Annotated in this window: 25 protein-coding genes and 1 tRNA gene; 9 read left to right on the top strand and 17 right to left on the bottom strand. The window is 42.5% G+C overall.

Annotation, left to right across the window (positions count from 1 at the left end; genetic code table 11):
• Positions 1–205 precede the first annotated feature (205 nt).
• Positions 206–796, top strand: a complete 591-nt coding sequence (locus ACO067_RS20455; protein ID WP_421877666.1) for a porin family protein — start codon at positions 206–208, stop codon at positions 794–796.
• Between the two features lie 166 nt (positions 797–962).
• On the opposite strand, the gene ACO067_RS20460 is transcribed toward ACO067_RS20455, so the two are convergent.
• The 11 genes from ACO067_RS20460 to ACO067_RS20510 all read right to left on the bottom strand — a co-directional run bounded on the left by ACO067_RS20460 (position 963) and on the right by ACO067_RS20510 (position 8818).
• Positions 963–1289: an antibiotic biosynthesis monooxygenase family protein gene (locus ACO067_RS20460; RefSeq protein ID WP_421877668.1), complete on the bottom strand. Its 327-nt coding sequence runs from the start codon at positions 1287–1289 to the stop codon at positions 963–965.
• Between the two features lie 3 nt (positions 1290–1292).
• Positions 1293–1715 carry a DUF3995 domain-containing protein gene (locus tag ACO067_RS20465; RefSeq protein ID WP_421877670.1) on the bottom strand — a complete coding sequence of 141 codons (423 nt, stop codon included), beginning with the start codon at positions 1713–1715 and terminating at the stop codon, positions 1293–1295.
• A gap of 85 nt (positions 1716–1800) precedes the next feature.
• The gene (locus ACO067_RS20470; protein WP_421877672.1) at positions 1801–2217 is read right to left on the bottom strand and encodes a BrxA/BrxB family bacilliredoxin; all 417 of its coding nucleotides are present in this window, start codon (positions 2215–2217) and stop codon (positions 1801–1803) included.
• A gap of 195 nt (positions 2218–2412) precedes the next feature.
• Positions 2413–2595 carry a four helix bundle protein gene (locus tag ACO067_RS20475; RefSeq protein WP_421877674.1) on the bottom strand — a complete coding sequence of 61 codons (183 nt, stop codon included), beginning with the start codon at positions 2593–2595 and terminating at the stop codon, positions 2413–2415.
• A gap of 74 nt (positions 2596–2669) precedes the next feature.
• Positions 2670–3002 (bottom strand): iron-sulfur cluster assembly protein, encoded by a 333-nt coding sequence (locus ACO067_RS20480; RefSeq protein WP_421877676.1) that lies wholly within the window; start codon positions 3000–3002, stop codon positions 2670–2672.
• A gap of 2 nt (positions 3003–3004) precedes the next feature.
• Positions 3005–3439: a SufE family protein gene (locus ACO067_RS20485; RefSeq protein ID WP_421877678.1), complete on the bottom strand. Its 435-nt coding sequence runs from the start codon at positions 3437–3439 to the stop codon at positions 3005–3007.
• Complete coding sequence (locus ACO067_RS20490) at positions 3436–4671, bottom strand: aminotransferase class V-fold PLP-dependent enzyme (protein WP_421877680.1); 1236 nt, start codon at positions 4669–4671, stop codon at positions 3436–3438. The genes ACO067_RS20485 and ACO067_RS20490 overlap by 4 nt, the downstream gene beginning before the upstream one ends.
• The gene (sufD, locus tag ACO067_RS20495; protein ID WP_421877682.1) at positions 4668–5981 is read right to left on the bottom strand and encodes a Fe-S cluster assembly protein SufD; all 1314 of its coding nucleotides are present in this window, start codon (positions 5979–5981) and stop codon (positions 4668–4670) included. The genes ACO067_RS20490 and sufD overlap by 4 nt, the downstream gene beginning before the upstream one ends.
• A 10-nt stretch (positions 5982–5991) precedes the next feature.
• Positions 5992–6747, bottom strand: a complete 756-nt coding sequence (gene sufC / locus ACO067_RS20500; protein ID WP_421877684.1) for a Fe-S cluster assembly ATPase SufC — start codon at positions 6745–6747, stop codon at positions 5992–5994.
• Between the two features lie 22 nt (positions 6748–6769).
• Positions 6770–8215 (bottom strand): Fe-S cluster assembly protein SufB, encoded by a 1446-nt coding sequence (sufB, locus tag ACO067_RS20505; RefSeq protein ID WP_421877686.1) that lies wholly within the window; start codon positions 8213–8215, stop codon positions 6770–6772.
• 141 nt (positions 8216–8356) lie between these two features.
• Positions 8357–8818 carry an Lrp/AsnC ligand binding domain-containing protein gene (locus tag ACO067_RS20510; RefSeq protein ID WP_421877688.1) on the bottom strand — a complete coding sequence of 154 codons (462 nt, stop codon included), beginning with the start codon at positions 8816–8818 and terminating at the stop codon, positions 8357–8359.
• Between the two features lie 155 nt (positions 8819–8973).
• Here ACO067_RS20510 and ACO067_RS20515 point away from each other — a divergent pair.
• The 3 genes from ACO067_RS20515 to ACO067_RS20525 all read left to right on the top strand — a co-directional run bounded on the left by ACO067_RS20515 (position 8974) and on the right by ACO067_RS20525 (position 12306).
• Positions 8974–9122 (top strand) — tRNA-Asp (locus tag ACO067_RS20515).
• Positions 9123–9600: 478 nt separating this feature from the next.
• Positions 9601–10038, top strand: a complete 438-nt coding sequence (locus ACO067_RS20520; RefSeq protein WP_421877690.1) for a hypothetical protein — start codon at positions 9601–9603, stop codon at positions 10036–10038.
• Positions 10039–10617: 579 nt separating this feature from the next.
• Positions 10618–12306, top strand: coding sequence for an AMP-binding protein (locus ACO067_RS20525; RefSeq protein ID WP_421877692.1), 1689 nt, complete (start codon positions 10618–10620; stop codon positions 12304–12306).
• Here the strand turns inward: ACO067_RS20525 and ACO067_RS20530 are convergent, their stop codons facing one another.
• Positions 12307–13113: a DUF3298 domain-containing protein gene (locus ACO067_RS20530; protein ID WP_421877694.1), complete on the bottom strand. Its 807-nt coding sequence runs from the start codon at positions 13111–13113 to the stop codon at positions 12307–12309.
• Between the two features lie 97 nt (positions 13114–13210).
• On the opposite strand from ACO067_RS20530, the gene ACO067_RS20535 reads away from it, so the two are divergent.
• Positions 13211–14119 (top strand): DUF3078 domain-containing protein, encoded by a 909-nt coding sequence (locus tag ACO067_RS20535; RefSeq protein ID WP_421877696.1) that lies wholly within the window; start codon positions 13211–13213, stop codon positions 14117–14119.
• A 99-nt stretch (positions 14120–14218) separates the two neighbouring features.
• Here ACO067_RS20535 and ACO067_RS20540 read toward each other — a convergent pair whose 3' ends face one another.
• Entirely contained in the window at positions 14219–15118 is a 900-nt protein-coding gene (locus ACO067_RS20540; RefSeq protein WP_421877698.1) for a mechanosensitive ion channel family protein, read from the bottom strand.
• Between the two features lie 18 nt (positions 15119–15136).
• A complete protein-coding gene (locus ACO067_RS20545; protein ID WP_421877700.1) occupies positions 15137–16318 on the bottom strand; it encodes an S-adenosylmethionine:tRNA ribosyltransferase-isomerase in 1182 nt (393 codons plus the stop codon).
• Between the two features lie 105 nt (positions 16319–16423).
• Between ACO067_RS20545 and ACO067_RS20550 the strand changes: the two genes are divergently transcribed.
• The gene (locus ACO067_RS20550; RefSeq protein WP_421877702.1) at positions 16424–17494 is read left to right on the top strand and encodes an o-succinylbenzoate synthase; all 1071 of its coding nucleotides are present in this window, start codon (positions 16424–16426) and stop codon (positions 17492–17494) included.
• Here ACO067_RS20550 and ACO067_RS20555 read toward each other — a convergent pair.
• From ACO067_RS20555 to ACO067_RS20565, 3 genes are all read right to left on the bottom strand, one after another.
• Positions 17487–19142 (bottom strand): PAS domain-containing protein, encoded by a 1656-nt coding sequence (locus tag ACO067_RS20555; RefSeq protein ID WP_421877704.1) that lies wholly within the window; start codon positions 19140–19142, stop codon positions 17487–17489. The genes ACO067_RS20550 and ACO067_RS20555 overlap by 8 nt on opposite strands.
• Positions 19143–19159: 17 nt before the next feature.
• Positions 19160–20311, bottom strand: a complete 1152-nt coding sequence (locus tag ACO067_RS20560; protein WP_421877706.1) for a hypothetical protein — start codon at positions 20309–20311, stop codon at positions 19160–19162.
• An 86-nt stretch (positions 20312–20397) separates the two neighbouring features.
• Positions 20398–21048: a response regulator transcription factor gene (locus tag ACO067_RS20565; RefSeq protein WP_421877708.1), complete on the bottom strand. Its 651-nt coding sequence runs from the start codon at positions 21046–21048 to the stop codon at positions 20398–20400.
• 208 nt (positions 21049–21256) lie between these two features.
• Between ACO067_RS20565 and ACO067_RS20570 the strand changes: the two genes are divergently transcribed.
• The 3 genes from ACO067_RS20570 to ACO067_RS20580 are packed head-to-tail and all read left to right on the top strand — an operon-like array spanning position 21257 to position 25563.
• Positions 21257–23746 (top strand): PIG-L family deacetylase, encoded by a 2490-nt coding sequence (locus ACO067_RS20570; protein ID WP_421877710.1) that lies wholly within the window; start codon positions 21257–21259, stop codon positions 23744–23746.
• Positions 23747–23752: 6 nt separating this feature from the next.
• Positions 23753–23890, top strand: coding sequence for a hypothetical protein (locus ACO067_RS20575; RefSeq protein WP_421877712.1), 138 nt, complete (start codon positions 23753–23755; stop codon positions 23888–23890).
• Positions 23890–25563 carry a sodium:solute symporter gene (locus ACO067_RS20580; RefSeq protein ID WP_421877714.1) on the top strand — a complete coding sequence of 558 codons (1674 nt, stop codon included), beginning with the start codon at positions 23890–23892 and terminating at the stop codon, positions 25561–25563. Before ACO067_RS20575 ends, ACO067_RS20580 begins: the two co-directional genes overlap by 1 nt.
• Position 25564 lies beyond the last annotated feature (1 nt).

Consider the following 25564-nt stretch of genomic DNA (forward strand, 5'->3'; position numbering starts at 1 on the left):
TATATAAAATATTAATTTCCTAAACGTAGTTTATATCAAAGGGTTACTAATAGGAGAATAATCTGTCAATTGGAAGGGAGTAGTTGGATTTAAGTTAGATTTATAGCATATCAAATTGAAGTATTTTGATATAACACTGGAGCGCTTTGTCCGTTTTAAGGATAACGCTTTAATCAAAGCAATTTTTATTTTAAACAACTACAATATGAAAAAAGTACTTTTTACCCTATCCTTAACGCTGTTTGCACTAGTTACTTATTCCCAGGCCCGGCTCGAGCTTGGCTTAAAGGGAGGAATGAATTTCTCATCTATCAAAGCAGATGACGTGGAAGATGTGAATTTAGAATCTAAGACTGGCTACCATGCAGGTATTTATGGAATGATTAAGATAGCCAATATCGGTATTCAGCCAGAAGTCTTATATTCCAGAAAAGGAGCAACTGTGAAGGATTTCTCTGGATCGGCTCAGGAAGAATGGGATAATGAGTTCGTTTATTTGGATATCCCTGTAATTGCCAAGTTTTATCTGCCTCTTGGATTGAATCTACAGGCAGGACCACAGTTTGGGATGCTGCTGTCTGCAGAAAGTGATGGAGATGATGTGAAGGATGCCTATAAAAACTCGGATATTAGTGCAGCTCTGGGAGCTGGATGGGATGCGCCATTTGGACTTAGGCTGACTGCCAGATATCTTATTGGGTTAAATGACATAGATGATTCTGGTTTTGACCAGGAGCAGAAGAATAGGATGTTTCAGGTATCATTAGGATATAGCCTCATTAAATTAGGAAAATAAACCTCTCAAGCATAAAGGAAAAGCCATCCTGACAGAAACGTCAGGATGGCTTTTTTATAACCCAGTAGTTAGAAATAGCATAACCGCCACTGCTATTCCGAAAAATAAAATGATCAGGCGATATTGATTTTTCATGTTTATGTAACCATCAGAGTCTATCATACCCTTACTGAGGTCGGGTAAAAGCATAGTCACGCTCTACTTTAGCAATGCGGGTGATGTAATGAGCATACCAGTCTTTGATGCCATACTTCTGGGCAGCTAGATGTTCGGAGTTGGCCTTCCAGTTTTTGATTGATTCCAGGTCTTTCCAGTAGCTCACAGTAATCCCTATTTCCTGTCTGGCTGACTCAAAGCCCAGAAAACCTGGTTGTTGGCTTGCTAGTTTGACCATTTTGTCAGCCATTTTTTCATAGCCTGTTTGGTCTGCATTAGTTCTGATGTTAGAAAAGATCACAGCGTAATAAGGTGGTTTAGGAGTATTAGCTAGCATAAATTATTGATTGATCAGTAGGTAGAATCCAAGAATTCCAATCAGAAAACAAAGTGGTGTAAAGAACTTAGAGTCCTTTTCAGCGAAAAGGGTTCCTTTTATTCGTTTAAAGGCACCAACGTACTTGAAGTCACCAATTGCGCGCAGCAGAAAAATGGAAGGAATGCTCCATTGCGAACCAATCATCAGCCAGTAGGGCAATGTGAGATTGACAATCTCAATCTGTATGGAATAAAATACAGCAAAGTATAGTAGGGCAGTAGCCACTATCATCGTGTCGACCTTCTTAGGGTTTAAGACTCTTTTGCCTTCCTTATTGCATGGCAGTGCAGCTTCAAAGCCCCACTCTCCTCCGAAGAGCCAGTACCAGTGAATGCCTGAGAGAACGAGAAAAATGCCACTTAAAAGGATCGTTGGAAACAACATAACCAGGTATTTATGAGTGAAGTAAAATAAAAAACCCTTTCTGAGCAATTCAGAAAGGGCTTTACTTAATGAGATGAAATAAGAATTAACAAAATTCTTTAAAAACTTCTACCAGGTGATTGGCGATCATTTCTGCTGATCTTCCTTCAATGTGGTGTCTTTCTACCATGTGAACTAATTCACCATCTTTGAACAGTGCCACTGCTGGTGAAGATGGAGGAAACGGAAGAGTGTACTCTCTTGCCTTAGCAGTTGCTTCCATATCTACTCCAGCAAATACAGTTGCCAAATGATCTGGTTTTTTTGCACTTAGATTGAGTGCCGTTGTTACTCCTGGTCTTGCAGTACCAGCTGCACAACCACATACAGAATTGATCACAAGTAGGGTAGTTCCTTTGTGATCAGTAAGGTGGTCGATTACCTGATCCGCAGTTTTGAATTCTTCGAAGCCTGACTGAGTGAGCTCAGTTCGCATAGGGGCTACTAGTTCTTCTGGATACATATTATTTTAAATTACAAATGACAAAATTTCAAACTTCAAGTGGTCAGTGATAGTCAATCACTTTTCACCTCTTTTCTTAATAATTGTTGAAAATATCTTGAGTAGTTCGTCAGCTTCCTGAATCAAACCATTTTTTTCATTTTCTAAATCTTGACGGTTAAAACACTCAATCAGTCTTAACCAATATTTCGTTTCTTAAGCTTCTTTCCTTGAAATCTTTATTCTATGCAAAAAGTATTTGTCACTTAAAGATTCATTAGCTTCAATATAATTTGCACCAACCGATCCTGAAGACCTGACCACTTGCCTGGCATCTTCTCTATTGGCAATATCTTGCTCTATCTTTCTTGTAAACTCTCTAACCCTTTTTGCAAACAAATAAGTTCGTTCCTCTAAATCATATATCGGCGTTCACTTGTTATTTGTTTTTTTGATCCTTGGAGCTTAAACATTTACATAAACCCAAGTTCCAACTTAGCTTCCTCAGACATCATGTCGGTCGCATAAGGAGGGTCAAAAGTGACCTCTACAGTTACATCATTGACACTTTCAAGGGCCTTTACATTCATTTCGATCTCACCAGGAATCTCTTCAGCTGAAGGGCAAGCTGGTGAAGTCAATGTCATCAAGATATGCACATTGTTCACTGGGAAAATATTGATCTCATAGATCAGACCCAGTTCATATACATCCACCGGAATTTCCGGATCGTATACATTTTTGATCGCCCTGACGATTTCTTCTTTCAGAGCAAGATCATTGTTGGTTGTATTTTCTTCTGCCATGATTATGCGTCAGTTTGCGTTTTAGAACTTAAAGCCAAAGCATAGAGTTTCATTTGCTTGATCATCGCGGCAAAGCCGTTGGATCGCTGCGTACCGATAAATCGATTCATCCCAATGTTTTCTGGAAACGTGATCTCTGCATTCATAATGTCATCGGCAGACTCACCATCCAGCACTCGAACGAGCAAGCTTACCAGCCCTTTTGTGATGGCCGTATTGCTATCTGCTTCAAACCTGATATTACCAGAGTCCTCTGATGCCATCAACCATACTTTAGATTGGCAACCTTTCACGATCGAATCGTCTGTTTTATTGGACTCATCCATTTCTGGAAGTTGTTCGCCAAGTTCCATGATGTAGTTGATGGTCATCTCCATGTCTCCATCGAGCATGGAAAATTCCTCTACAATATCCTGTTGCTTTTCAGCTATACTCATTTTCTAAATTTCTTTACAATGTCAGTAAGTGCTTCTGCAAAAGTCTCTACTTCTTCGATTGTATTGTAAACAGCAAATGATGCTCTCACCGTTCCATCAATTTGGAAATGATCCATTAGTGGTTGGGTGCAGTGATGTCCTGTCCTTACGGCTATTCCCTTCGCATCCAGCCACATACCAAGGTCGAAAGGATGCACACCATCAATTAGGAAGGAAATGACACTAGCTTTGTTCTTTGCATTACCAATGGGTTGAAAACCATCAATTCCGAAGAGCAATTCTTTTCCCTTTTGAAGGAGTACTTGCTCCTGGCTATGGAGGAAATCAAAACCGATTTCGGTCATGAACTCTATTGCTGCCTTGAAAGCCACCACATCGGCAATATTGGGTGTCCCTGCCTCAAATTTGTAAGGAATGTCGTTGTAGGAAGTCCCATCAAAAGTCACCTCACGAATCATTTCACCACCACCTTGATAAGGGTCCATTTTTTCTAAAAGCTGTCGCTTTCCGTACAAGACACCTACACCTGTCGGGCCGTACATTTTATGTGCAGAGAAAGCCAACCAGTCACAGTTCAAAGCGCGCACATCTATCTGATGATGAGGAGCTGCTTGTGCAGCGTCTACCAGCACTTTAGCTCCGACCTCATGAGCCAATTGGATCATTTCAGGAACAGGATTGATCGTTCCTAAAGAATTAGAAATGTATACAGCTGAGACAATTTTCGTTCGCTCAGACAACAGCGACTCAAATTCATCGATGGAGATCTCGCCATTCGCGTTCACTGGAATCACTTTCAATTTGGCTCCGGTTTGCTCACAAACCATTTGCCACGGCACGATATTGCTATGATGCTCCATTCCAGTGATCAGTACTTCATCACCTTCCTTCAGGAACTTACGTCCATAGGATTGAGCGACCAGATTGATACCTTCACTGGTCCCTTTAGTGAAGATGATTTCTTCTACCTCGTTGGAATTGATGAACTGCTGTACCGCTTTTCTTGTCGCTTCAAACCCAGTTGTTGCTCGCTCCGCCAACGTATGAATTCCCCTGTGGATGTTGGCATTATCATTCTGATAATAATTCACCAACGCATCAATCACCACTTGCGGAGTTTGAGAAGTAGCCGCATTGTCAAAATAGATCAGCGGCTTTCCATTCACCTCCTGATTTAGAATGGGAAATTGCTTTCTAATCTCATTCACTGATATGTCAGTGGTGATACTCATTTCAGCTTGTTTAGAATAATTGCTTCTATTTCTTCTTTCACCAGGTCATTTTGTATCTCACCTAGTGCTTCGTTAGCTACGGCGTTAAGCAACAAAGCTTTGGCATTGGTTTTTTCAATTCCTCTGGATCTTAAATAAAAGATGGCCTCTTCATCTAGCTGGCCAGTAGTACATCCATGAGAACACTGCACATCATCAGCCCAAATCTCCAGTTGAGGTTTGGTATTGATTGTTGCGGCATCTGACAGCAAAATATTGTTGTTAGCCTGAAACGCATTCGTTTTCTGAGCATCAGGTCTTACATAGATCTTACCATTGAATACGCCTCTGGAGTTTTCATCCAGTATTCCTTTATACATCTCGTTGGAGTAGGAGTGAGGCTTCAAATGATCTACTGAAGTATTGTTGTCAACATGAGCTTTGCCGCTCAATTGATACAAGCCGTTCATGTGTCCTTCACAGTTCTCGGCATCTATGTTGATGTAGATGTTGTTTCTGATCACTGCTGCATTGAAAGAGAATGTATTGGTGTAAAATCGAGAGTCCTTACTTTGGTGTGCGTAGATTCCTTCCACAGCATACGAGTTGTTCTCATAATTCTGAAGTTTCGTGAACCTCACCTCGGCATTGGCCTCTACTACTGATTCTACAATGGCAATATTGAGTGTATTGTTAACTCCAGAGAAGAAAGTCTTTTCGTAAATCCGTGTTCTTGAACCAGAATCACCATACACGAATATACGTGGAAAGACCATCGCTTGGGCACTTGATCCATCAATGAACTGGTAGATATAGGTGTTTTTATTGTCAGCGTTTCTTTCAGACTTGATCACCAATCCCTGATTGAAATATGCCAGGTTCAACGCTGCAAATGGATCAATCTGAGCGCCATTGATCTTGCCTAAGTTCTCTTTGAGTTGAGGGATTTCATTTAAAGCCTGCTCGTCAAGAACTCTGATGGTAAGCTCCGATGAAGGGCTTACCACTTGAGAATAGTCCTCAATGAACAAGCCATTGATAAACACCAAGTGGTTCGCATCGGCATCATCATAAAACTTTGCTTCGTAATCACTCTTTGACAGAGAGGCACTGTTTTCAACCTCCGAAAGGTCAAAGTTCTTCTCTATGATTTTAGTGATTGGCGTGTATTTGTAAGCCTCACTTTTTCTGGCAGGTAACCCAAGCTTTTTGAAAGTATCGGCACCTTCTTGCTTGATTCCCTTTAAGGTGTTTTGATCAGCATAGTGTTGATCTAACCAGCCGTCAAAGTTAGCTATGAATTGGTCGTCTATTGTTAGTACTTCACTCATCGTCAATTACTTATAGTGCAGCTACCTCTTCTTTGATCCAGTCGTATCCTTTGTTCTCCAGCTCCAGAGCTAGGGATTTGTCACCAGATTTTACAATTTTACCTTGATACAATACGTGGACAAAATCAGGAACTATATAGTCTAATAATCTTTGGTAGTGAGTCACCACCATGGTGGCATTGTCAGGTCTTTTAAGCTTATTTACTCCATCTGCCACAATCTTCAATGCATCGATATCCAAACCTGAATCGGTCTCATCAAGTATGGATAATTTGGGCTCCAACATGGCCATTTGGAAGATTTCATTTCTCTTTTTCTCACCACCAGAGAACCCTTCGTTGAGTGCTCTGCTAAGCAATGATTGGTCTATATCCACCAACTTCATTTTCTCCTTCATTTCCTTAAGGAATGAAACAGCATCGAGCGCCTTTTGTCCTCTTGCTTCTCTCGTTTGATTTACAGCAGTCTTCAAAAAGTTGGTTGTAGATACACCAGGGATTTCCACTGGATATTGGAACGCCAGGAAAATGCCCTCGTGAGCTCGCTCTTCCGGCTCCAGCTCCAACAGATCTTTGCCTTCGAAGGTCACTGAGCCTGCTTCAATTTCATATTCTTCTCTACCGGCAAGTACGGAGGCCAAAGTACTTTTACCTGAACCATTTGGTCCCATGATGGCGTGTACTTCACCAGCTTTTACTTCCAGGTTGATACCTTTTAATATGTCCTTGCCTTCTACTGAGGCATGAAGATTCTCTATCTTTAACATGTTCTATTAAATGACTTTTTTCTTATCCAACACTGCCCTCTAGGGTAAGGGCTAACAACTTCTGAGCTTCCACAGCAAACTCCATCGGCAATTTGCTCATTACCTCCTTTGCAAATCCGTTCACAATCAATGCTACGGCACTTTCTTCATCGATACCTCGCTGCTGGCAGTAGAAGATTTGATCTTCACCAATCTTGGAGGTTGTTGCCTCATGCTCTACCTGAGCAGAATTATTCTCCACATCTATGTAGGGGAAGGTGTGTGCACCACATTTGTCACCCATCAATAATGAGTCACATTGTGAGAAATTACGAGCGTTTTCAGCACGCTTCATGATGTGCACCTGTCCACGGTAGCTATTTTGCGATTTACCAGCGGAGATACCTTTGGAGACGATTCGAGATTTGGTGTTTTTACCAATGTGAATCATCTTGGTACCTGTATCTGCTTGCTGGAAGTTGTTAGTAACTGCAACAGAGTAGAATTCACCTTGAGAATTATCGCCTTTCAAGATACAAGATGGATACTTCCAGGTGACTGCAGATCCAGTTTCTACCTGAGTCCAGCTAATTTTGGAGTTGTCTCCATCACAGATTCCACGCTTAGTCACAAAGTTGTAGATACCACCTTTACCATTTTTATCTCCTGGGTACCAGTTCTGAACTGTAGAGTACTTTACTTCAGCATCTTTTGCCGCATAAATCTCTACCACTGCAGCATGCAGCTGGTTTTCATCTCTTTGTGGAGCGGTGCATCCTTCCAGATAGGACACGTACGAACCTTCCTCAGCTACGATGAGCGTTCGCTCGAACTGACCTGTATTTGCAGCGTTAATCCGGAAATAAGTAGAAAGCTCCATTGGACATCTCACTCCCGCTGGTATGTAACAGAAGGAGCCGTCAGAGAAGACTGCCGAGTTCAATGCCGCAAAGTAATTGTCAGTAGATGGAACCACTGATCCCAAATACTTCTTCACCAACTCTGGATGTTCTTGCACTGCTTCACTGAAACTGCAGAAAATAATACCCAGTTCCGAAAGAGTCTCCTTAAAGGTCGTTGCAACAGATACAGAGTCTATAACAGCATCTACAGCTACTCCAGTAAGTCTTTTCTGTTCCGTTAGAGAAATACCAAGACGTTCGAAAGTTTTCAGTAACTCTGGATCTACTTCATCCAGACTTTTGGGCTTTTTCTCCTGCTTGGGAGCAGAATAGTATTTGACATCCTGATAGTCGATGGCCGGATATTTTACGTTAGGCCATCTTGGTTCTTTCATCTCAGTCCAGCGCTTGTAGGCTTTGAGACGCCACTCAAGGAGCCATTCCGGCTCCTCTTTTTTGGCTGAGATGAATCGAATGATATCTTCGTTGATCCCCTTCGGAGCTTCGTCAGCTTCAAAGTCTACAGACCAACCGTGTTCGTATTCTTTTGAGGTGAATTCCTCTAATATTTGATCGTCTTTGCTCATATAAGCTTTTGATTCTTACACTAGTGTTTAACAACTTACCGAGCAGTAAGTTTCGCAAAGTAAACACTTATTTATATCAGTTCTAAATAAGAATCCAATTAAAGCAACGATCTTACCTTATATAGGTATAAGTTCCGCTTATCAGAACTTCAAATGTCGATTCAAGCTCTCTTCCAGAGAGATGAATGTCTCCGTGCGTTCAATTCCTTCTACCTTCTGAATCTTGTCATGAAGCACATCTTTTAGGTGCTTGGTATCTCGGCAGTGAATCTTGATGAAAATGTTGTAGTTACCAGTGGTGTAATGCACTTTCACAATTTCTGGGATGTCCTTCAATTGCTCTACTACTGCGTCATATAAAGATGACTTCTGTAAATAGATCCCCATGAAGCAGGTAACGTCATATCCAAGTTTGGAATAATCCATCTGAAGAGTAGTGCCTCTAACCACACCCATCTCTTCGAGTTTTTTCATCCGTACGTGTACAGTACCACCTGAAACAAAGACCTTTTTAGCCACTTCCGTGTATGGAATTTTGGCGTCTTCCATCAATAAATTGAGGATTTTCAGGTCTACATTGTCAATTTCGTAATTTTTACTCATCTCAAAAAGTCCTATTTTCTAATAATGCAATATTATATATTCAATTTTAAATGACATCTAAATATTTACCAAATTTATTAAAATATTTTTAAAAATATATTCAGTATGTTAATTTTGAATCATCAAACAATCGCAAAGACGTTGCGAGCACATACTGTAAGGTGATGAAATTGGCAGACATGCCCTCCTGTCTCGGGGGTGGAGATAAGGGATAAATCTCGATCTCACGATAAATTACTCCGGTAATTTATCGTGACCAGAGACTAACTGCTCCGTGGAGGTTCGAATCCTTCCCTTACAGCCATCATTTTTGGGTTAATGTTGTTTATTGTCCAAAGGACTCCTTTGGAGAATCTGGTCGAGGTAGGGGTGCCTCGACCTTTTTCTTTTTATAGGCACCAGATCGTTAACTTGACAACTTTTTTATTTTTTGGTCCTGATCATATCGGATGAAGAATCAATTCTATATATCAATCTTTCATAATTTGTGATTCTACGGATCAATCCGAAAACCTGTGGTGTAATTGTATTTATTTGAGGACGGGCATTCGTTCATTTTAGGTTTTACAGGCGAAAATTGGATTAACGAATAAATGACTGTCTGAGCCTTGGATGTTCTCAATTGATAGTGCGCAAACGAAATGGCGAGTTTCTTTTATTCGCCAATTTTTGATTGGAAAAGCGTTAATAAATGAACGCAGCCCCGGGGCGCGCAGCCTAGATTTTTGCCGGTTCGCCGATGCGACTACTTTTCATCAATGGAAAAGTAGGAGGCCACTACCTTGAAACTCAGAGAAGGTTCAGTGCATTTAAGAGAAGAAAATTTCAACCCTGTCTCTCAAGTCAATCAGGCTTTAACTAATAAATATGTAAGTCGCCCCACAGAAAAATTGCTTGATCCCTTCTCAACTTTCTTAATAATTGTTTTTGTATTAGAAGAACTGCTCCGTGGAGGTTCTGCCGTAGGCATTCCTTCGGAAGAATCCTTCCCTTACAGCCATCATTTTTGGGTTAATGTTGTTTATTGTCCAAAGGACTCCTTTGGAGAATGCGACCGGCAAGGTCTGGTCGAGGCACCTGTGCCTGGCTACGCGCCCCGAACCTTTTTCTTTTATTGCCTTTTGCATTTTCAGGTTCATTTGGAAACACCCAGGTTTCTTGAACTCGACCTTCTCAACTTTCTTAATAATTGCTTTCGTATTAGAAGAACTGCTCTGTAGAGGTTCTGCCGTAGGCATTCCTTCGGAAGAAATCGATCGAAGGCAGGATGTGCGGCATGGAGGTGCGTAAGAGTAATCCTTCCCTTAGAGCCATCATTTTTGTGCATGTCTTGACAAACTTGCTTTGTCATGGTCTATGCTGTCAACTTTGTTCGTCAGCATTAATGTTGGTTATTGTCCAAAGGACTGCTTTGGAGAATGCGGTATGCTAGGTTTGGACGAGGTATGGCGCACGGCTAGTGGCGCACGGCTAGTGGTTGCATTAGCTACGCCCCGGAACAAGGCGTCCCCACTTTTTTATTTTAGATAGGTTTTCATATCTGTGCTCCAAGGTTCTGGTTCGGGATCCCGAATTTAGATCTCAGATTTTTCTCTTTTGTAGCGCATCTATGAATAATTATGAATATGACACTAAATAAGGCTAAGCATTTAACTTTCAATTCGATTATGCTCGTTGAACTGTGAAGTTAATTACGTTTCACATGCCATGTTAGGAAAAATCGCAATGTCAGTTCTTTTGTCACTTTTTTAGGTTTGAATTGTTGACTTATATTTAACTGAAAAATTCAAATTCCGAAAATGAGTAAGCAACCCTGGTTATCTACCTACCCCGAAGGAGTTCCTAAATCAATTGATGCAGATAAGTATTCGTCACTTGCCGAGCTGTTCATAGAATCGCGCTCCAAGTATGCTAACCGACCTGCCTATGAAAATATGGGCAAGGTGATCACCTTTGAGGAGTTGGGTGAGCTGTCTGATCGTTTTGCCTCCTATTTACAAAATGATCTGGGTTTAAAACCAGGAGATAAACTAGCGATTCAGCTTCCGAATGTTATCCAGAATCCTGTGGTGATGTATGGAGCTTTAAAAGCTGGTTTAGTAGTAGTGAATACCAACCCGCTCTACACACCATCAGAGATGCGCCATCAGTTCCGTGATTCTGGAGCTAAGGCAATAGTGATTTTGGCCAATTTCGCATCCAATCTGGAGGAAATCTTGAAGGAAACAGCTATTGATCACGTAATCATTACCGAACTCGGGGATATGATTGGAGGGATCAAGGGAGCGTTGGTCAACTTTGTGGTGAAGAAAATAAAGAAAATGGTGCCCAAGTATCATTTACCGGAAGCGATATCACTAAAGACGGTATTGAAGAACTCAAGAGCCGAGTCATTTAAGGCGCCTGAGATCGGTGCTGAGGATCTAGCTTTTCTTCAATACACTGGAGGAACCACTGGGGTTTCGAAAGGGGCGATGCTGACCCATCGAAACCTAATTGCGAATCTGCAGCAAATTGAGGCCTGGCTTGGCCAGACCAAAATGGAAGAAGGTCAGGAAATCTTCATAGCGGCGTTACCTCTTTATCACATTTTCGCCTTAAATGCACATGCATTACTCCCGGCTAAGCTTGGTGCTAAAAACGTACTCATTACCAACCCTCGTGATATGCCCGGTTTTGTGAAGGAACTTAAAAAGCATCCATTTACACTAATCACCGGTGTAAATACCCTCTTCAATGGACTGTTGAATACTCCTGGTTTTGCAGACCTGGATCATAGCACAATCAAGGTGGCACTTGCAGGTGGTATGGCCCTTCAGCGAGCTGTTTTTGATAAGTGGGAACGAACAACTGGAAAGCGAATAGCCGAGGCGTATGGTCTTACAGAAACATCCCCAGGACTTTGCATCAATCCCCTGGCCGAAGGCAACCGAGTGGGTACTATTGGCTTGCCATTGCCCGAAACGGATATCAAACTGCTAGATGATGAGGGAAATGAGGTAGCTGATGGTGAAAAGGGAGAGCTTTGTTGCAAAGGACCTCAGGTATTTAGTGGCTACTGGCAGCGGCAGGAAGAAACCCAAAACTGTATGATCAATGGTTATTTCAAAACGGGTGATATTGCTACAATGGATCCTGACGGGTATTTCAGAATTGTTGATCGTAAAAAAGAAATGATTTTGGTATCGGGATTCAATGTGTATCCCAATGAAGTGGAGGATGCCATAGCCTCACACCCAAAAGTACTTGAAGTAGGTGCGATCGGAGTGCCAGATGCCAAATCAACTGAGGCAGTGAAAGTATATATTGTCAAGAGTGACGAATCTCTCACCGAGCAGGAAATCTTTGATTACTGTAAGGAAAACCTCACCGGGTATAAACGTCCAAAGCATGTAGCGTTTACTGATGAACTTCCTAAATCCAATGTTGGGAAAATCTTAAGGAGAATCATCAAAGAGCAGGATGCTAAAGACAATACCTACGATTGATCAAATTTTGAGGATATCGGCTATTTGGTCAAAAGGGATCACTAATTCCGTTGGTCCCTTGGCATAGGCTGCTATTTCATAGCTATTGTAATAGAGCACCAGACCCTGTTGGGTCAACCCGATGGTTTCAGGCAATGCAAATTCATTGTTCTGAAAAGTAAACCCAAAGTCAGAAAATGATTGCTCTTCTGCAATATCGTAATGGGACCGAAAGGCTTGTTCGGCTATTTGTTTCAGCTTTTTTTCGTTTTTAACAATGTCTTTGAGCTCCAGCGGTTTTTTGCTTGACTCACTCAAAGTTAGGTATTCCACAAAGCTATTGGAATGTGCGCCTCCCGTATATCCAGATGTTTTAATAGCCAATGATACCACCTCTAAAGTGGCGTAAGTTTGTTCTGCTTCAATGTCCAGATTCCATGCAGTAGAACTCTCAGGGAAGTTTTCAATAAACTCCTGGTAGGACTGCAGAAACATGTCTACCAATTGGTCTAGGGATTCTGATCCGTCGGCCTCCATTATATAGTCTTCACTCAGGGTGGAAGTGATTTGCTCTACGATGATCTGATTGAAGCGCGGATAACCTTCGTATCGAGGATAGGTAATGGATACGGAAGTGCATGGCTCACTTGTACAGTTGGCCTTCTTGCTTACAGAAACTTGTTCCACTGCAAGGATTCCTTTTTCAGAAGTTACCACCGTCTGAGTGGACTCATCTACGGGTTGCTCTTGCTTGGATTGCTCCACGGAGCAGCTGTAAAAAAAGCATGCTAGAAAGGTGGTGAGGAGTAAATTCTGATTTCGGTTCATAGCGTATTTTCAAAGAAAAAGTGATTTTAAAAGGAGATTATTCCTTTTTTTTGCCCTTGATTATAAATCACAACGACTAAAATAAAATCAAATGTATATGAATTTCCGCTTTTGCCTGATTGCAGTGGTTCTCTTTTGCATGGCAAGTACTTTAAGTGCACAATCAGATACCACCTACTGGACATCTGGAGGTTTTGCGGCACTTACCTTCTCAAATGTCACACTTAGTGAGAGTTGGTCTGCTGGAGGGGTAGCCAGTATCTCTGTAAATGGTGCTACTGGTCTCTTTGCCAACTATGCAAAGGACAGAACTACCTGGGAAAGCTCTCTTGACCTTGGCTATGGGATGATTAATCAAGACAAACAAGGTTTTGAGAAATCCGATGATAAAATAAACCTGGTTACCAAGTACGGATATCAGATCAAGAAAGGTAACTCTAAGTGGTTTTTCAGTGGATTACTGGATTTCAGAACACAGTTTGCTGAAGGTACGGTGGTGGCCGCAGATGGTGTGTCAGATAGTACCATTTCCAATTTTATGGCTCCTGGTTACTTGACTGTTGGTCTTGGTGTTGACTACAAGCCAAACAAAAAGCTGTCATTTAACTACATACCGCTTACAGGTAAATTTACCTTTGTGAACGATCAGGTGCTGGCAGACAAAGGTGCCTACGGAGTAGATCCGGGTGAAAAGTTTAGAGCAGAGCTAGGTTCTTTTCTGAGAATCAAATACAAAGATGAAATAATCAAAAATGTGAACCTTGAATCCAGACTCGAGCTCTTTACCAATTACATTGAGAGCTTTGGTGTGATTGATGTAAACTGGCAAAACACGGTGGTTATGAAAATCAATAAAGTACTTTCTGCCAACTTGTTTACTCATTTACTGTATGATGAAGATATCAAAACAGGTGGTACGGAGAGTAACCCAGAGGCGGTTGTTCAATTCAAGAGTGTATTCGGAGTAGGTCTGGCTTATAACTTTGGTGCGCAAGCCGATAAGTAATTGTTTTATATACCGGTTACTTCTTCGTATATTTAGATAGTAAGATGTATGAAGAAGTATAACAAAGGAGCCTTTCACCATTGATGGTGGAAGGCTTTTCTATTTGGTCTCAATCACCATTGGTTGAGTTTTGATATGGATGTCTCGCTGAGGAAACGGTATTTCTACCTTGTGCTTTTTGAATTCTTTGAAGATCTCAAAATAGAGTTCCGATTTCAGAATTCTTGGTTTATCCGTATGCGTTGACGTCCACACGGCCAAGTAGAAATTCAGGGAACTGTCTCCATATTCATCAAATAAGACTGAGGGCTCTGGCTTCTTCAGTACATGTGGGTTTTTGTCTGCTACCTCCAATAGGATGGTTTTGATCTTTTCCGGGTCCTCATTGTAGCTTACTCCCACAGGAATCCTGAAGCGTATGTTGCGATCATTATGACTCCAGTTGATCACCCGGCTGGAGATGAACTCCGAGTTGGGTACGATGATGGAGATGTTGTCATTGGTTAGGATCTGAGTCGCTCTAAATGAAATACTCATCACATTGCCCTGTACATCACCCACATCTATTCGGTCTCCAACTTTGATGGGTTTTTCAAACAGAATAATCACTCCGGAGATGAAATTGTCTGTAATGTTTTGCAATCCAAATCCAATACCCACGCCAAGTGCCCCGGCAATAAGGGTAAGAGCACTCATGTCGATACCAGCTGTTTGGACTATGACAATGGAGCCAACAACGATGAACAAAAACTTTGTCACTGTGCCCACAGTTGCTCGAGCCCCAGGTTCCATAGATGTGTTAATCAGGATCCGATCAACCAGAAGTTTTTTCAGCCGCCGGGCGAGAAACGTGAGGATGACAAAAGAGATAAGTAGGTAAAGAATTTTGCCCAGACTGACGTCATTATCTCCCAGCTTAAATAGGGATTTGGTAAAAAGGTCATAGATACTCGTTACCAATTCTTTAAACTCAATCCATACTTCATTCACTGCTTCCATGGGTTTGAAGATAACTAATTATGGGATAAGTAATGAACTGTCACCATAGCTCAAGAAACGATAGTTCTGATCAAGAGCTTCTGAATATACCTTCTTCCAGTCATCACCCAGGAGGGCAGCTACCAGTAGTATCAAGGTAGAGCCCGGCTGATGAAAATTCGTGATCAGTCCATCACAAACCCTCAGTTCATAACCCGGGTAAATATAAATTTCAGTTTGACCAGAAATGATTTCTTGATTTGTGCGATCGAGATAGTCCAGTACGTTACTCAAGCTTTCTCTGCGTGTCAGTGTATTTTCGAATTGGTAGGCTGTTTCCTTGGTGATAAAGAATTCTGCGTTCTTGTTTTCGTGGAGGAGTTGACCAAACCAGTACAGACTCTCCATAGTGCGCATGCTGGTGGTACCCACTGGTATGATTGTGTCATGCTTTAATAGCTCTTCGATATTGCTTCGTTTCACCAGTACTTGTTCCCGATGCATTGGATGTTCTTTAATATCCGCTGACTTGATGGGCTGAAAGGTCCCTGCTGAAACATGAAGCGTCAGGAAATCTGTGTCTATCCCACGAGAAGTAAGTTCGTTGAGCACTTCATCCGTAAAGTGCAAACCTGCAGTGGGTGCTGCCACCGCGCCTTCATGTTTGGAGTAAACTGTTTGATAACGAGGTATATCTTCCTCAGTTGCTTCTCTCCCCAGGTAGGGTGGTAGAGGGATCTCGCCTACTTTGAGGAGGATTTCAGAGAAACTAAGGTCCGAGGACCAGCCAAACTCCACGGTGTCCTGGTTGATACGTCTGGCCACAAAAAGATCCTCCTCCAACTGCAGGTGCAGCTCTGAGTCGATTTTCCATTTTTTGGCGTTACCAATCATCACTTTCCACGTGGTAGATCGACTAGAGCTCATCACCTCTTCATGAACCCCAGAAGGTGCGATCGGCTCCAACAGGAAAATCTCGATGCGCGCGCCAGTCTCTTTTTGTAAGATCAGCCTGGCGGGTATGACCTTAGTGTCATTAAATACCAGCAAAGTTCCCGCTGATAACAGGTCAGGAATTTGGTGAAACTGGTAATGACTGATAGAGCCAGAACGGTAATGAAGAAGCTTCGAGTCAGATCTTTTTGCCAGAGGATATTTAGCTATTCTCGAATCTGGTAATTCGTAGGTAAAATCTTCAAGAAGTAATGTTTTTTGAGCCATACGGGTAATCTTGTCGCCTCAAAGAAAAACCAGAAACAGGAACTTTTGGGAATATTTTCGCCAAACGTGCGAAACCTTTGACTTATACCTTTATTTTAAGGCTATATGATCTTAGAGCACACCATTCGTTCACTTCAATTCAAGTTTCAGGCAGGCACCTCCAGAGGAGTCATGACGGAGCATCCGGTTTGTTTTATCAAAATATCACTGTTGGATCACCAGGAGTATGGGTTGGGTGAAGCTGCGCCACTACCAAAGCTAAGTGAAGAAACTCTGGATGAAGTACTAGCATTTCTACCTCGACTGCAGGAAATGATTAAATCCGTGGAACTGCCCAAAAGTACAGAGGAAGTGTACACGCTGTGTAGAAGGCTCGTCCCACAAGAACTACCAAGCCTGGTTTTTGCACTGGAAACAGCCCTGTTAGATCTCTTGTATGGAGGAAAAAGGCAACTATTCAACAATGAGTTTTTTCAGGAGAAAAAGGATATTCCTATCAATGGGTTGATCTGGATGGGTGATGCGGACTTCATGCGAGAGCAAGTGGATCGTAAGATTGCTGCAGGTTTTAAATGCATCAAACTAAAAGTAGGGGCTATAGATTTTGATGCTGAGCTGGACTTGATCCAGTACATCAGAGAAAAAGCGCCAAAGACCATTATCCGTGTAGATGCAAATGGCGGCTTTCCAAGTAATGAAGTATTTGCAAGATTGAGTGAATTGGAGAAGTACGATGTGCATTCCATTGAGCAACCCATCATGCCCGGACAACTGGAGGCCATGCAGCTAATCTGTAAGCGCTCACCTATCCCAATTGCCCTGGACGAGGAGCTCATCGGGTATCACGAAACGAGTAGGAGGTTAGAGCTACTCAAAATGATTCATCCACAGTTCATTATTTTGAAACCTACTTTAATTGGAGGACTTCAGGCGACTATGGATTGGATCAAGGTGGCGCAGAACCTGGGGATTGGCTGGTGGCTTACATCGGCTCTTGAAAGCAATATTGGACTCAATGCCATCGCTCAGTTTGCTGGTGAGTTTCCAGATAATGGGTACCAGGGGCTCGGTACAGGTCAGCTCTACAGTAACAATGTGGTGTCTCCGCTAGAAATCAACGGGGAGTTTCTGGGATATAATCAATCCGTCAATTGGGAAAAAGTTCTTTTTAATTGAGTGGTACTTCTACCATGATGCTCGTGCCCTTTCCAGGCTTGCTAGAGAGGTCAAATGTTCCGGAGATAGCATTTGCCCGGCTTTTCATGGAGGAGATTCCCAGTCCAGAGAAGTAAATGTCTTTTGATCTGGCATCAAATCCACATCCGTTATCATCAATACTGAGAATCAATGAGTTGTCATGCTTCATGAGTTGCACTTCCACCTCGGTGGCCTTGGCATATTTCATGATATTGTTGCTTGCCTCCTGACAAATACGGTATAGAGATGTAGCAATTGCATCGTTGATTGAGTCCTCAGGAATGTTGTGGTAGAAGCTAAACCGCGAGGACGTGGTGTCTGAAAGGTTGGCAAACATCTGATCCAATGTGTCGATCAAACCAAAATCAGAAATAGATTTCGGCATGATGCTGTGTGCAATCATTCGCGTTTCGGATACTCCGGCTTGCAATGTTTCTAGAGCTCTGGTAAAAAGTAGCTCAGACTTTTCATCCATTTCGCCATTCATTCGCACTAAAAATTCCTGGAATGAAAAGAGCGAAGAAACCAGCGTTTGCTGCACTCCATCATGAATCTCCCTGGAGATTCTGGTTCGCTCCGTATCTTCTGCTCTGAGAGTAGCAGATAGTAGCCGATCCTCAGCCTTTACCGTATCTGTAATGTCAGTCATAAATCCCTCAATATATACCTCTCCATCCATCGAGATGAAATTACCGCGCTCCCATACCCAGACATCTCTTCCGCTTTTATGACGCAGGCGATAGGTCACTTCATAAAAGTGATTGTCTTCTAGCGCTGATTCTATGGTTTCAAATAGACGTTTCAGATCGGCTGGATAAATGAGGTCTAAGTAGTTGATCGTTCCCTGAGGTTTGAATTCGTCCATCCGGTAGCCCGTCAAACCTTCTATTTGTTCACTGATAAAGTCGGCTTTGTCAGGCGAGTTTTTCGGGCATCTAAAAACGACTCCAGGTACACTTTCGATGATTTTTTGGAGGGACTGATTCGTATGTGCCAGGTCCAGTTCTTGAATTTTTTGTTCGGTGATGTCTTTCAACGTACCGATGATCTTAATTGGTTGCTGTTTTTCGTCTACATCAGCCGCTACATAAAAGAAGTCAAGGTATATCGTATGTCCATCCTTGTGCTGCATTCGGTAGAATCCTTTCTGGATTTCACCCAGTTGAAGCCGATCAGATTCATTTTTATATTTCATGGCCAAATGCATGTCCTCAGGATGCACCACTTTTTGGAGTAATTCAGTGAGGGTATCTGGCAGTTCTTTTCTGCTTTCGTATCCAAGACTATTGACCACAACATCGCTGGTGATGAAGAGATCTGATTGAGGTCTGTATTCGAATACGCCCATTTGGGAGCTTTTTAGCGCAAGGTCTAGCCTCAGTTGGTCTTCCTTCTCTTTACTAATATCAAACGCAATACCCGTAATGATGATGCTGCCTTTTACCTCTTGCACATCAATGCAATATTCCTTGATCCACACCCAGTGGTTTTGTTTATGTAAAATGCGGTACTCCCGGATGTATCGATCGTTTACTTTCCTGTCAGCGTTTTCGGCCAAAATTCTGTCATAATCATCGGGGTGAATTAGTTTAGACCAGAAGTCTATCTCCGTGGTTAACTCCTCCAAACTGTAACCAAGAATCTCTACCGTTTTTTGTGAAAAAACAGTCCTTTGCTTGAGGTGATGTTGTACTGATAGATGATCGCAGGAGCTACGTTTACAAAATCTCTGAACCTTTTTTCGCTTTCGGCCAATAGGAGCTGTGCATGCTTTTGCTCATTGATGTTCTGAATAATCCCAATAAGACCAGACTGACCAGACTGGTGTGTCGCTGCTATTTTTACCCATAGGTAGTCTTTTTGGTTGAAGGAGATTTTTGTTTCTAATGACAGCATCCCGGAGTGGGCCGCTGTATCAAAGGCTTGTTCCACACCCTGTTGCTCGGACGGGTGGATCATTTTGATGAATTCCTCCCATCTGGTAGGGAACGCTACATCAAACACACCCAAAAATTGATCTGCCTTTTCCATCCACGTGAATTCACAGGCATGGCTGTCATATTCCCATTCAGACATCTTAGCTATTTCGAATGCAGCGTGCAGTTTTTTTGTCTTTTCAACCAGAAGGTTGTTGCTTTTTTTAAGGGAGCTGATGTTTTTGGTAAAGCAGGCTATCCCGATGCATTGGCCGTTTTTGATAATTGGTTCCAGGTTGAGCATGGCATAGTCATCCTGCGTTTTGTCATCCCGGCTAAACTCGTACTGGACTTTCTCACCTTGCAATGCCCGGTTATAGAGATCCTCCCAGAAGGATAGGTAAGTAGAATCATACTCAGGAAATAGAACATGATCCCCCCGGGTTATTTTCCTTTTAATGTAGTTTTCTACATCTTCACGGAAGGCGCTATTGAAATTGAGAAGTTGCAGATCACTGTTGAGAACCCACATGGGTTCAGAAAAGAAATTGGCAAGATCCGAAAACCAAAGCTGGGGGTCTGGGTCGTGAAACAGTGATTCAAAAAAAAGAGCCCTGTAGTTGTTTACCGAGAGCTCTTCTGTCTTCACCAGATATGGAAAACCATCAATAAAATGACACAATTCTTCCGAAGGAATGCTATCCAAGCCCAAAAGGCCTTGAATGGTCTGTCCAGCAAAGTCTTGACCAAATAACTTGTTTACACTTTCATTGGCCAAAAGAATATCTCCTGATTCGGAGATAATCATTTTGCGACCAGGAGATTTTAAAAAAATTTCCTGATAGAGTGTTAACTCGTCAATGTTATGGATACGATTCACGGCAAGCTCATTTGACACATAATTTAGTGCATCAAGTTGAATTCAAAAGTCGCTCGGATTTATAAATTTCTAGGAAAACAACCTTATTATCCTATGTTATGTTCGATCGCATATACCACAAGACCGGCAATATTTTTACATCCCGTTTTTTCCAATAAATTTCGCTTGTGCGCATCGACAGTACGTACACTTATGAATAATTCGTCAGCGATTTCCTGATTAGAATATTCTTTGACAATAAGCTCCAGTACCTCTTTTTCACGGCGTGTCAGTGGTGTTTCTATGGACAGGCGTTGTTTTGTGGGTTTTTTCTTGCCCGTCATGTTGTCCATGATGATCTTGGTCACTTCACTGGAAAAGTAGTTTTCATTATTGAGGATCGTATCAATAGCTTTGAAAATCTCACTCTTATCAGCGTTTTTGAGGATGTAACCATTCACGCCAGCTGAGAGCATGTGCTTGATGTGTTGATTCTCGCTGATCATGGTCAGGGCCATTACCTTCTGATCTGGTTTGAAGGTTCTCAGTTCTTGAGTAAAACGAATTCCATCCATCTCAGGCATGCTTATGTCGGTGATGACCAGATCATATTCGTTTGATTCTAGCAGCTTCAAAGCTTCCTTTGCAGTAGACGCTTCATCTGCCACCACGTATTTTTCGTTTCCCTCGAAATACAGCTTCAGTCCATCTCGGATAATCTTATGATCATCTACGAGGAGGATCGTACTTTTTTCCATTACAGGTTCTTAATTTTTGTGTGTTCGCTAAAAGACAACCAATCAAATAATGATTTAGCCATCAATCCATAATACTGAAATTAATTAATAAATGGCAAATTTCCGACTAAAATATTGTCTAGTTTTCTGGTTGGAAAATTAAACAGAACAGCAAACAAACCAGTGCGTCTTTCTGTCTTTAGTTTGTAAGAAAAGTTAGCTCACTACAATGAAACGATACCTCCACCTAACAGGAATTCTACTCCTCATCTATTCTGCTTCATTTGCTCAAGTGCTATCGCCCTATACAAGTGGTAATATTGAGCAGAAGCTCAAAAAACTCAACACTCTGGGCACAGCACTCTATGTAGCCGCACATCCGGATGATGAAAACACACAGCTCATTGCCTACCTGGCTAATGGACGTCATTTTCGCACGGGTTATCTCGCAGCTACGCGAGGAGATGGCGGACAGAACCTCATCGGACCAGAGATTCGGGAGAAACTAGGTGTGATTCGTACCCAGGAGCTATTAGCTGCCAGAAGAACGGACAACGGGCAACAGTTTTTTTCACGAGCCAATGATTTTGGCTATTCCAAGGATCCAGATGAGACCTTTAACATTTGGGACAAAGAGAAAGTGCTGGCAGATTTTGTTTGGACTATTCGTAAGTTTCGTCCAGATGTATTAATTACTCGATTTTCGCTGCAGCCCGGAATCACTCATGGGCATCATACGGCCAGTGCAGTTTTGGCCATGGAAGCTTTTGAAGCGAGTGGGGACCCCAGCAGGTTTCCTGAGCAGCTTGCACATGTAGATGTCTGGCAGCCAAAGAAGATATTTTGGAATACAAGCCCCTGGTTTTTTAGAAATACTGGAGCCAAGTTTGATCCTGAAGAGTATGTGAAAGTAGATGTAGGTGAGTTTAACAGCTCCCTTGGGTATTCGTATACAGAAATAGCTGCTTTGAGCCGCTCGATGCACAAGAGTCAGGGTTTTGGTAATTCTGGATCCAGAGGTTCAGAATTCGAGTATTTTAAGCAATGGGGAGGCGAAAATACAGGAGACCTGTTTGGAGGTATTGATACCTCATGGAAGCGAGTGAAAGGGGCAGAAGGAGTGGCTAAGTCCTTGAAAATGGCCAGGGATACATACAGTACCTCAGATCCTTCAGAAGCTTTGAAAAATCTTTTGATTGCCAGACAACAGCTACTCACCCTTTCAGACCAGTTTTGGAAAGAAGTAAAACTCAAAGAACTTGAGGAGGTGATCCAACTAATATCAGGGACCTACCTGGCACTCAATGCCGTGAAACCAGCCTATATTCCTGGAGACTCCATCAAAATCAATCTGGAAGCAATCAATAGGAGTCCTTTCAACTTGTCATTCAATGCTATCAGGTTTTCTCTGAACAATGAGCGCTTTGTGTACAATATGGAAATGGAGGACAATCAATCCATAGAATTCACCTATGACTTAATCATTCCAGATGACATGTCTTATACCAACCCCTACTGGTTGGAGCAGCCCGGCACAGAGGGGATGTACCAGGTAGATGACCAGCTGCTAAGAGGACTTCCCGAAAACAATCCCGCTGTAATGGGATATGTGAGCCTGGGTATCGAAGATCAGGTATTTGAAGTGCCAGTCCCGGTACAGTATCGGCGTACAGACCCGGTAAAGGGAGAGGTGATCACCCCACTCATCATCAAGCCTGAGGCCATGATCAATTTGGATGCAAAAGCTTTGATTTTTTCGAATGCTGATCCCAAACCAATTAATGTGACACTAATTGCAGGAAGGGATAATCTGAGCGGAACCTTACAACTCGACGTACCAGATGGATGGACATCCAGTCCAGAGCAGTATGATTTTGAGGCCAGGAGAGAAGATGAGGAAATTCCGTTTGAGTTTTTGCTTACACCTCCGTCGAAAGCATCAGAGGGCATCATAAAGGTGAGCGCAAAAGTAAATGGTCAGGTTTACCAACGTGGACGGTCGGTCATAGACTATGATCACATCCCCAAACAAACCCTATTTCAGGAGGCTACCGCCAAAGTGGTGAAACTGGACGCACGTCACATCAATTCAAAAATAGGTTACATCATGGGTGCTGGAGACGATATGCCAGCTAACCTGGAGCAGGTTGGTTACCAGGTGACACAGCTGGACAAGGACCAGGTAGTTGCTACAGAACTAGCCGCTTACGATGCTGTGATCTTGGGTATCAGAGCCTTCAATACGCTTCCCTGGTTATCCTACAAAAATCAGGAGTTGTTTGACTATGTTAAAAATGGAGGTACAATGATCGTTCAGTACAATACCAGTCATCGGCTAGTCACCGAAGAAGTGGCTCCTTTTGATTTGAAGTTATCCAGAGATCGGGTCACTGTAGAAAACGCCCCAGTTGAGTTTCTGTCACCAAAGCACCGAGTGCTCAACCAGCCGAATCGCATTACTCAGGCAGATATGGAAGGCTGGGTACAGGAACGAGGCTTGTATTTTCCTAATGAATGGTCAGCAGATCTTCAGCCGATTCTAGGAATGAACGACCCAGGTGAAGAGCAAACGAAGGGAAGTTTGCTTGTGGGAAAATATGGTGAGGGCTATTACTGCTACACTGGTATTTCCTTCTTTAGAGAGTTGCCAGCAGGAGTGTCAGGTGCTTACCGATTGTTTATGAATATAATCGACCTGGGTAAGTCTGAAAACCCCTAAGATGCCATGACCGATACCACCAAAGACAACAGAGAACTCGATACACCGCCATACTTTAAAAGTTGGCGGTCCATTTATTGGCTTGTGGCTGGATTCCTGCTACTGATCATTGTGATGTTGTACTTCTTTAGCCAGGCCTACTGATGAATACGCTGGATATAGTGGTGCTATTTGGCACTCTCCTGGCGATAGTGGCTTACGGAGTGTATAAGACCAGGGGGTATAACAACATTCAAGGGTACCTGCTTGGCAATAATTCCATGAGCTGGGGTACCATTGGATTATCTGTGATGGCTACTCAGGCCAGTGCCATTACCTTCATATCCACACCTGGTCAGGGGTATGAAAGTGGAATGGGGTTTGTGCAGAACTACTTTGGTTTGCCAATCGCTTTGATCATTGTCTCAGCGGTTTTTATTCCAATATTTTACAAGCTAAAAGTTTACACCGCATACGAATACCTTGAGTCTCGGTTTGATTTGAAGACGCGGATGTTGGGAGCTTTTCTGTTTTTGATCCAAAGAGGATTGGCTGCTGGCATTACAATTTATGCGCCAGCCATTATCTTATCGAGTATACTGGAATGGGACCTCACCATGACCATCTTCATTACCGGTGGACTGGTGATTGTTTATACTGTCTCTGGTGGTACCAAAGCCGTCAGTATTACCCAAAAGCAGCAGATGGCAGTGATTATGATAGGAATGTTCGTGACATTCGGGATCATCATTGCTTACATTACTGATTACGTTTCATTTTCTAGCGCATTGAACATAGCCGGGAGTTTGGAAAAACTCAATGCTGTGGATCTGGACTTCAATGTAGAAAAGCGCTACACCCTTTGGTCAGGCCTGACTGGAGGCTTGTTTCTGGCATTGTCATACTTTGGTACCGATCAGTCACAGGTTCAGAGATACCTGGGTGGTAAAAACATTACCGAAAGCAGAATGGGACTGATGTTCAATGCAATATTGAAGATTCCGATGCAGTTCTTTATTCTGTTCACAGGAGTGATGGTATACATCTTTTTCATGTTTTACACTCCTCCTGTTCACTTTAAGGATGCCTCAGTTCAGCAACTCAAAGCGTCAGAATACGGAACGGAATACGAGGTGCTGGCGTCAGAGTATGAACTGGTACTGGAAGAGCGAAAAGCCGCTGCTATGCGCTATGCTGAGAATCCTACGGATGCAGGTGCTGCTGCCTTGCAACAAGCGGATAGCCGCTCTTTGGTTATTAGAGATGAAGTGAAGGGATTGCTGCTAAAAGTAGATCCTGAAATTGAAACAAAGGATTCTGATTACGTGTTTTTGACCTTTATCCTTACCTATCTCCCGCACGGATTAATCGGCTTGTTAATCGCTGTAATCTTTTCGGCTGCCATGTCTTCATCCTCTTCGGAGATTAACTCATTGTCTTCCACTACTACAGTGGATATTTACACCAGACTGCTCAAGAAAGAAGGCGCCACTAATGATGTGCTGGTATCAAAAGGATTGACCCTACTTTGGGGAGGAATTGCCATTTCATTCGCTATTCTGGCTAAGAATTCAGAGAATCTAATTGAAGCTGTCAATATTGTTGGGTCTGTGTTTTATGGAACTATTCTGGGGATTTTTCTGGTGGCTTTCTTTATGAAGCGGGTAGGAGGGAGTGCCGTGTTCTGGGCAGCATTAGTAGCACAAACTACGGTGATAGTCTTCCATTTCCTGACAGTGTACGAAGTGATTTCTTTGGGTTATCTATGGTACAACGCCATTGGCTGCCTGTTGACCATGCTGCTTAGCTGGATAATCCAACTCTTTAATAGGAACTAAA

Origin of the sequence: Marinoscillum sp., from assembly GCF_965229915.1 — a bacterium.
GTDB lineage: Bacteria > Bacteroidota > Bacteroidia > Cytophagales > Cyclobacteriaceae > Marinoscillum.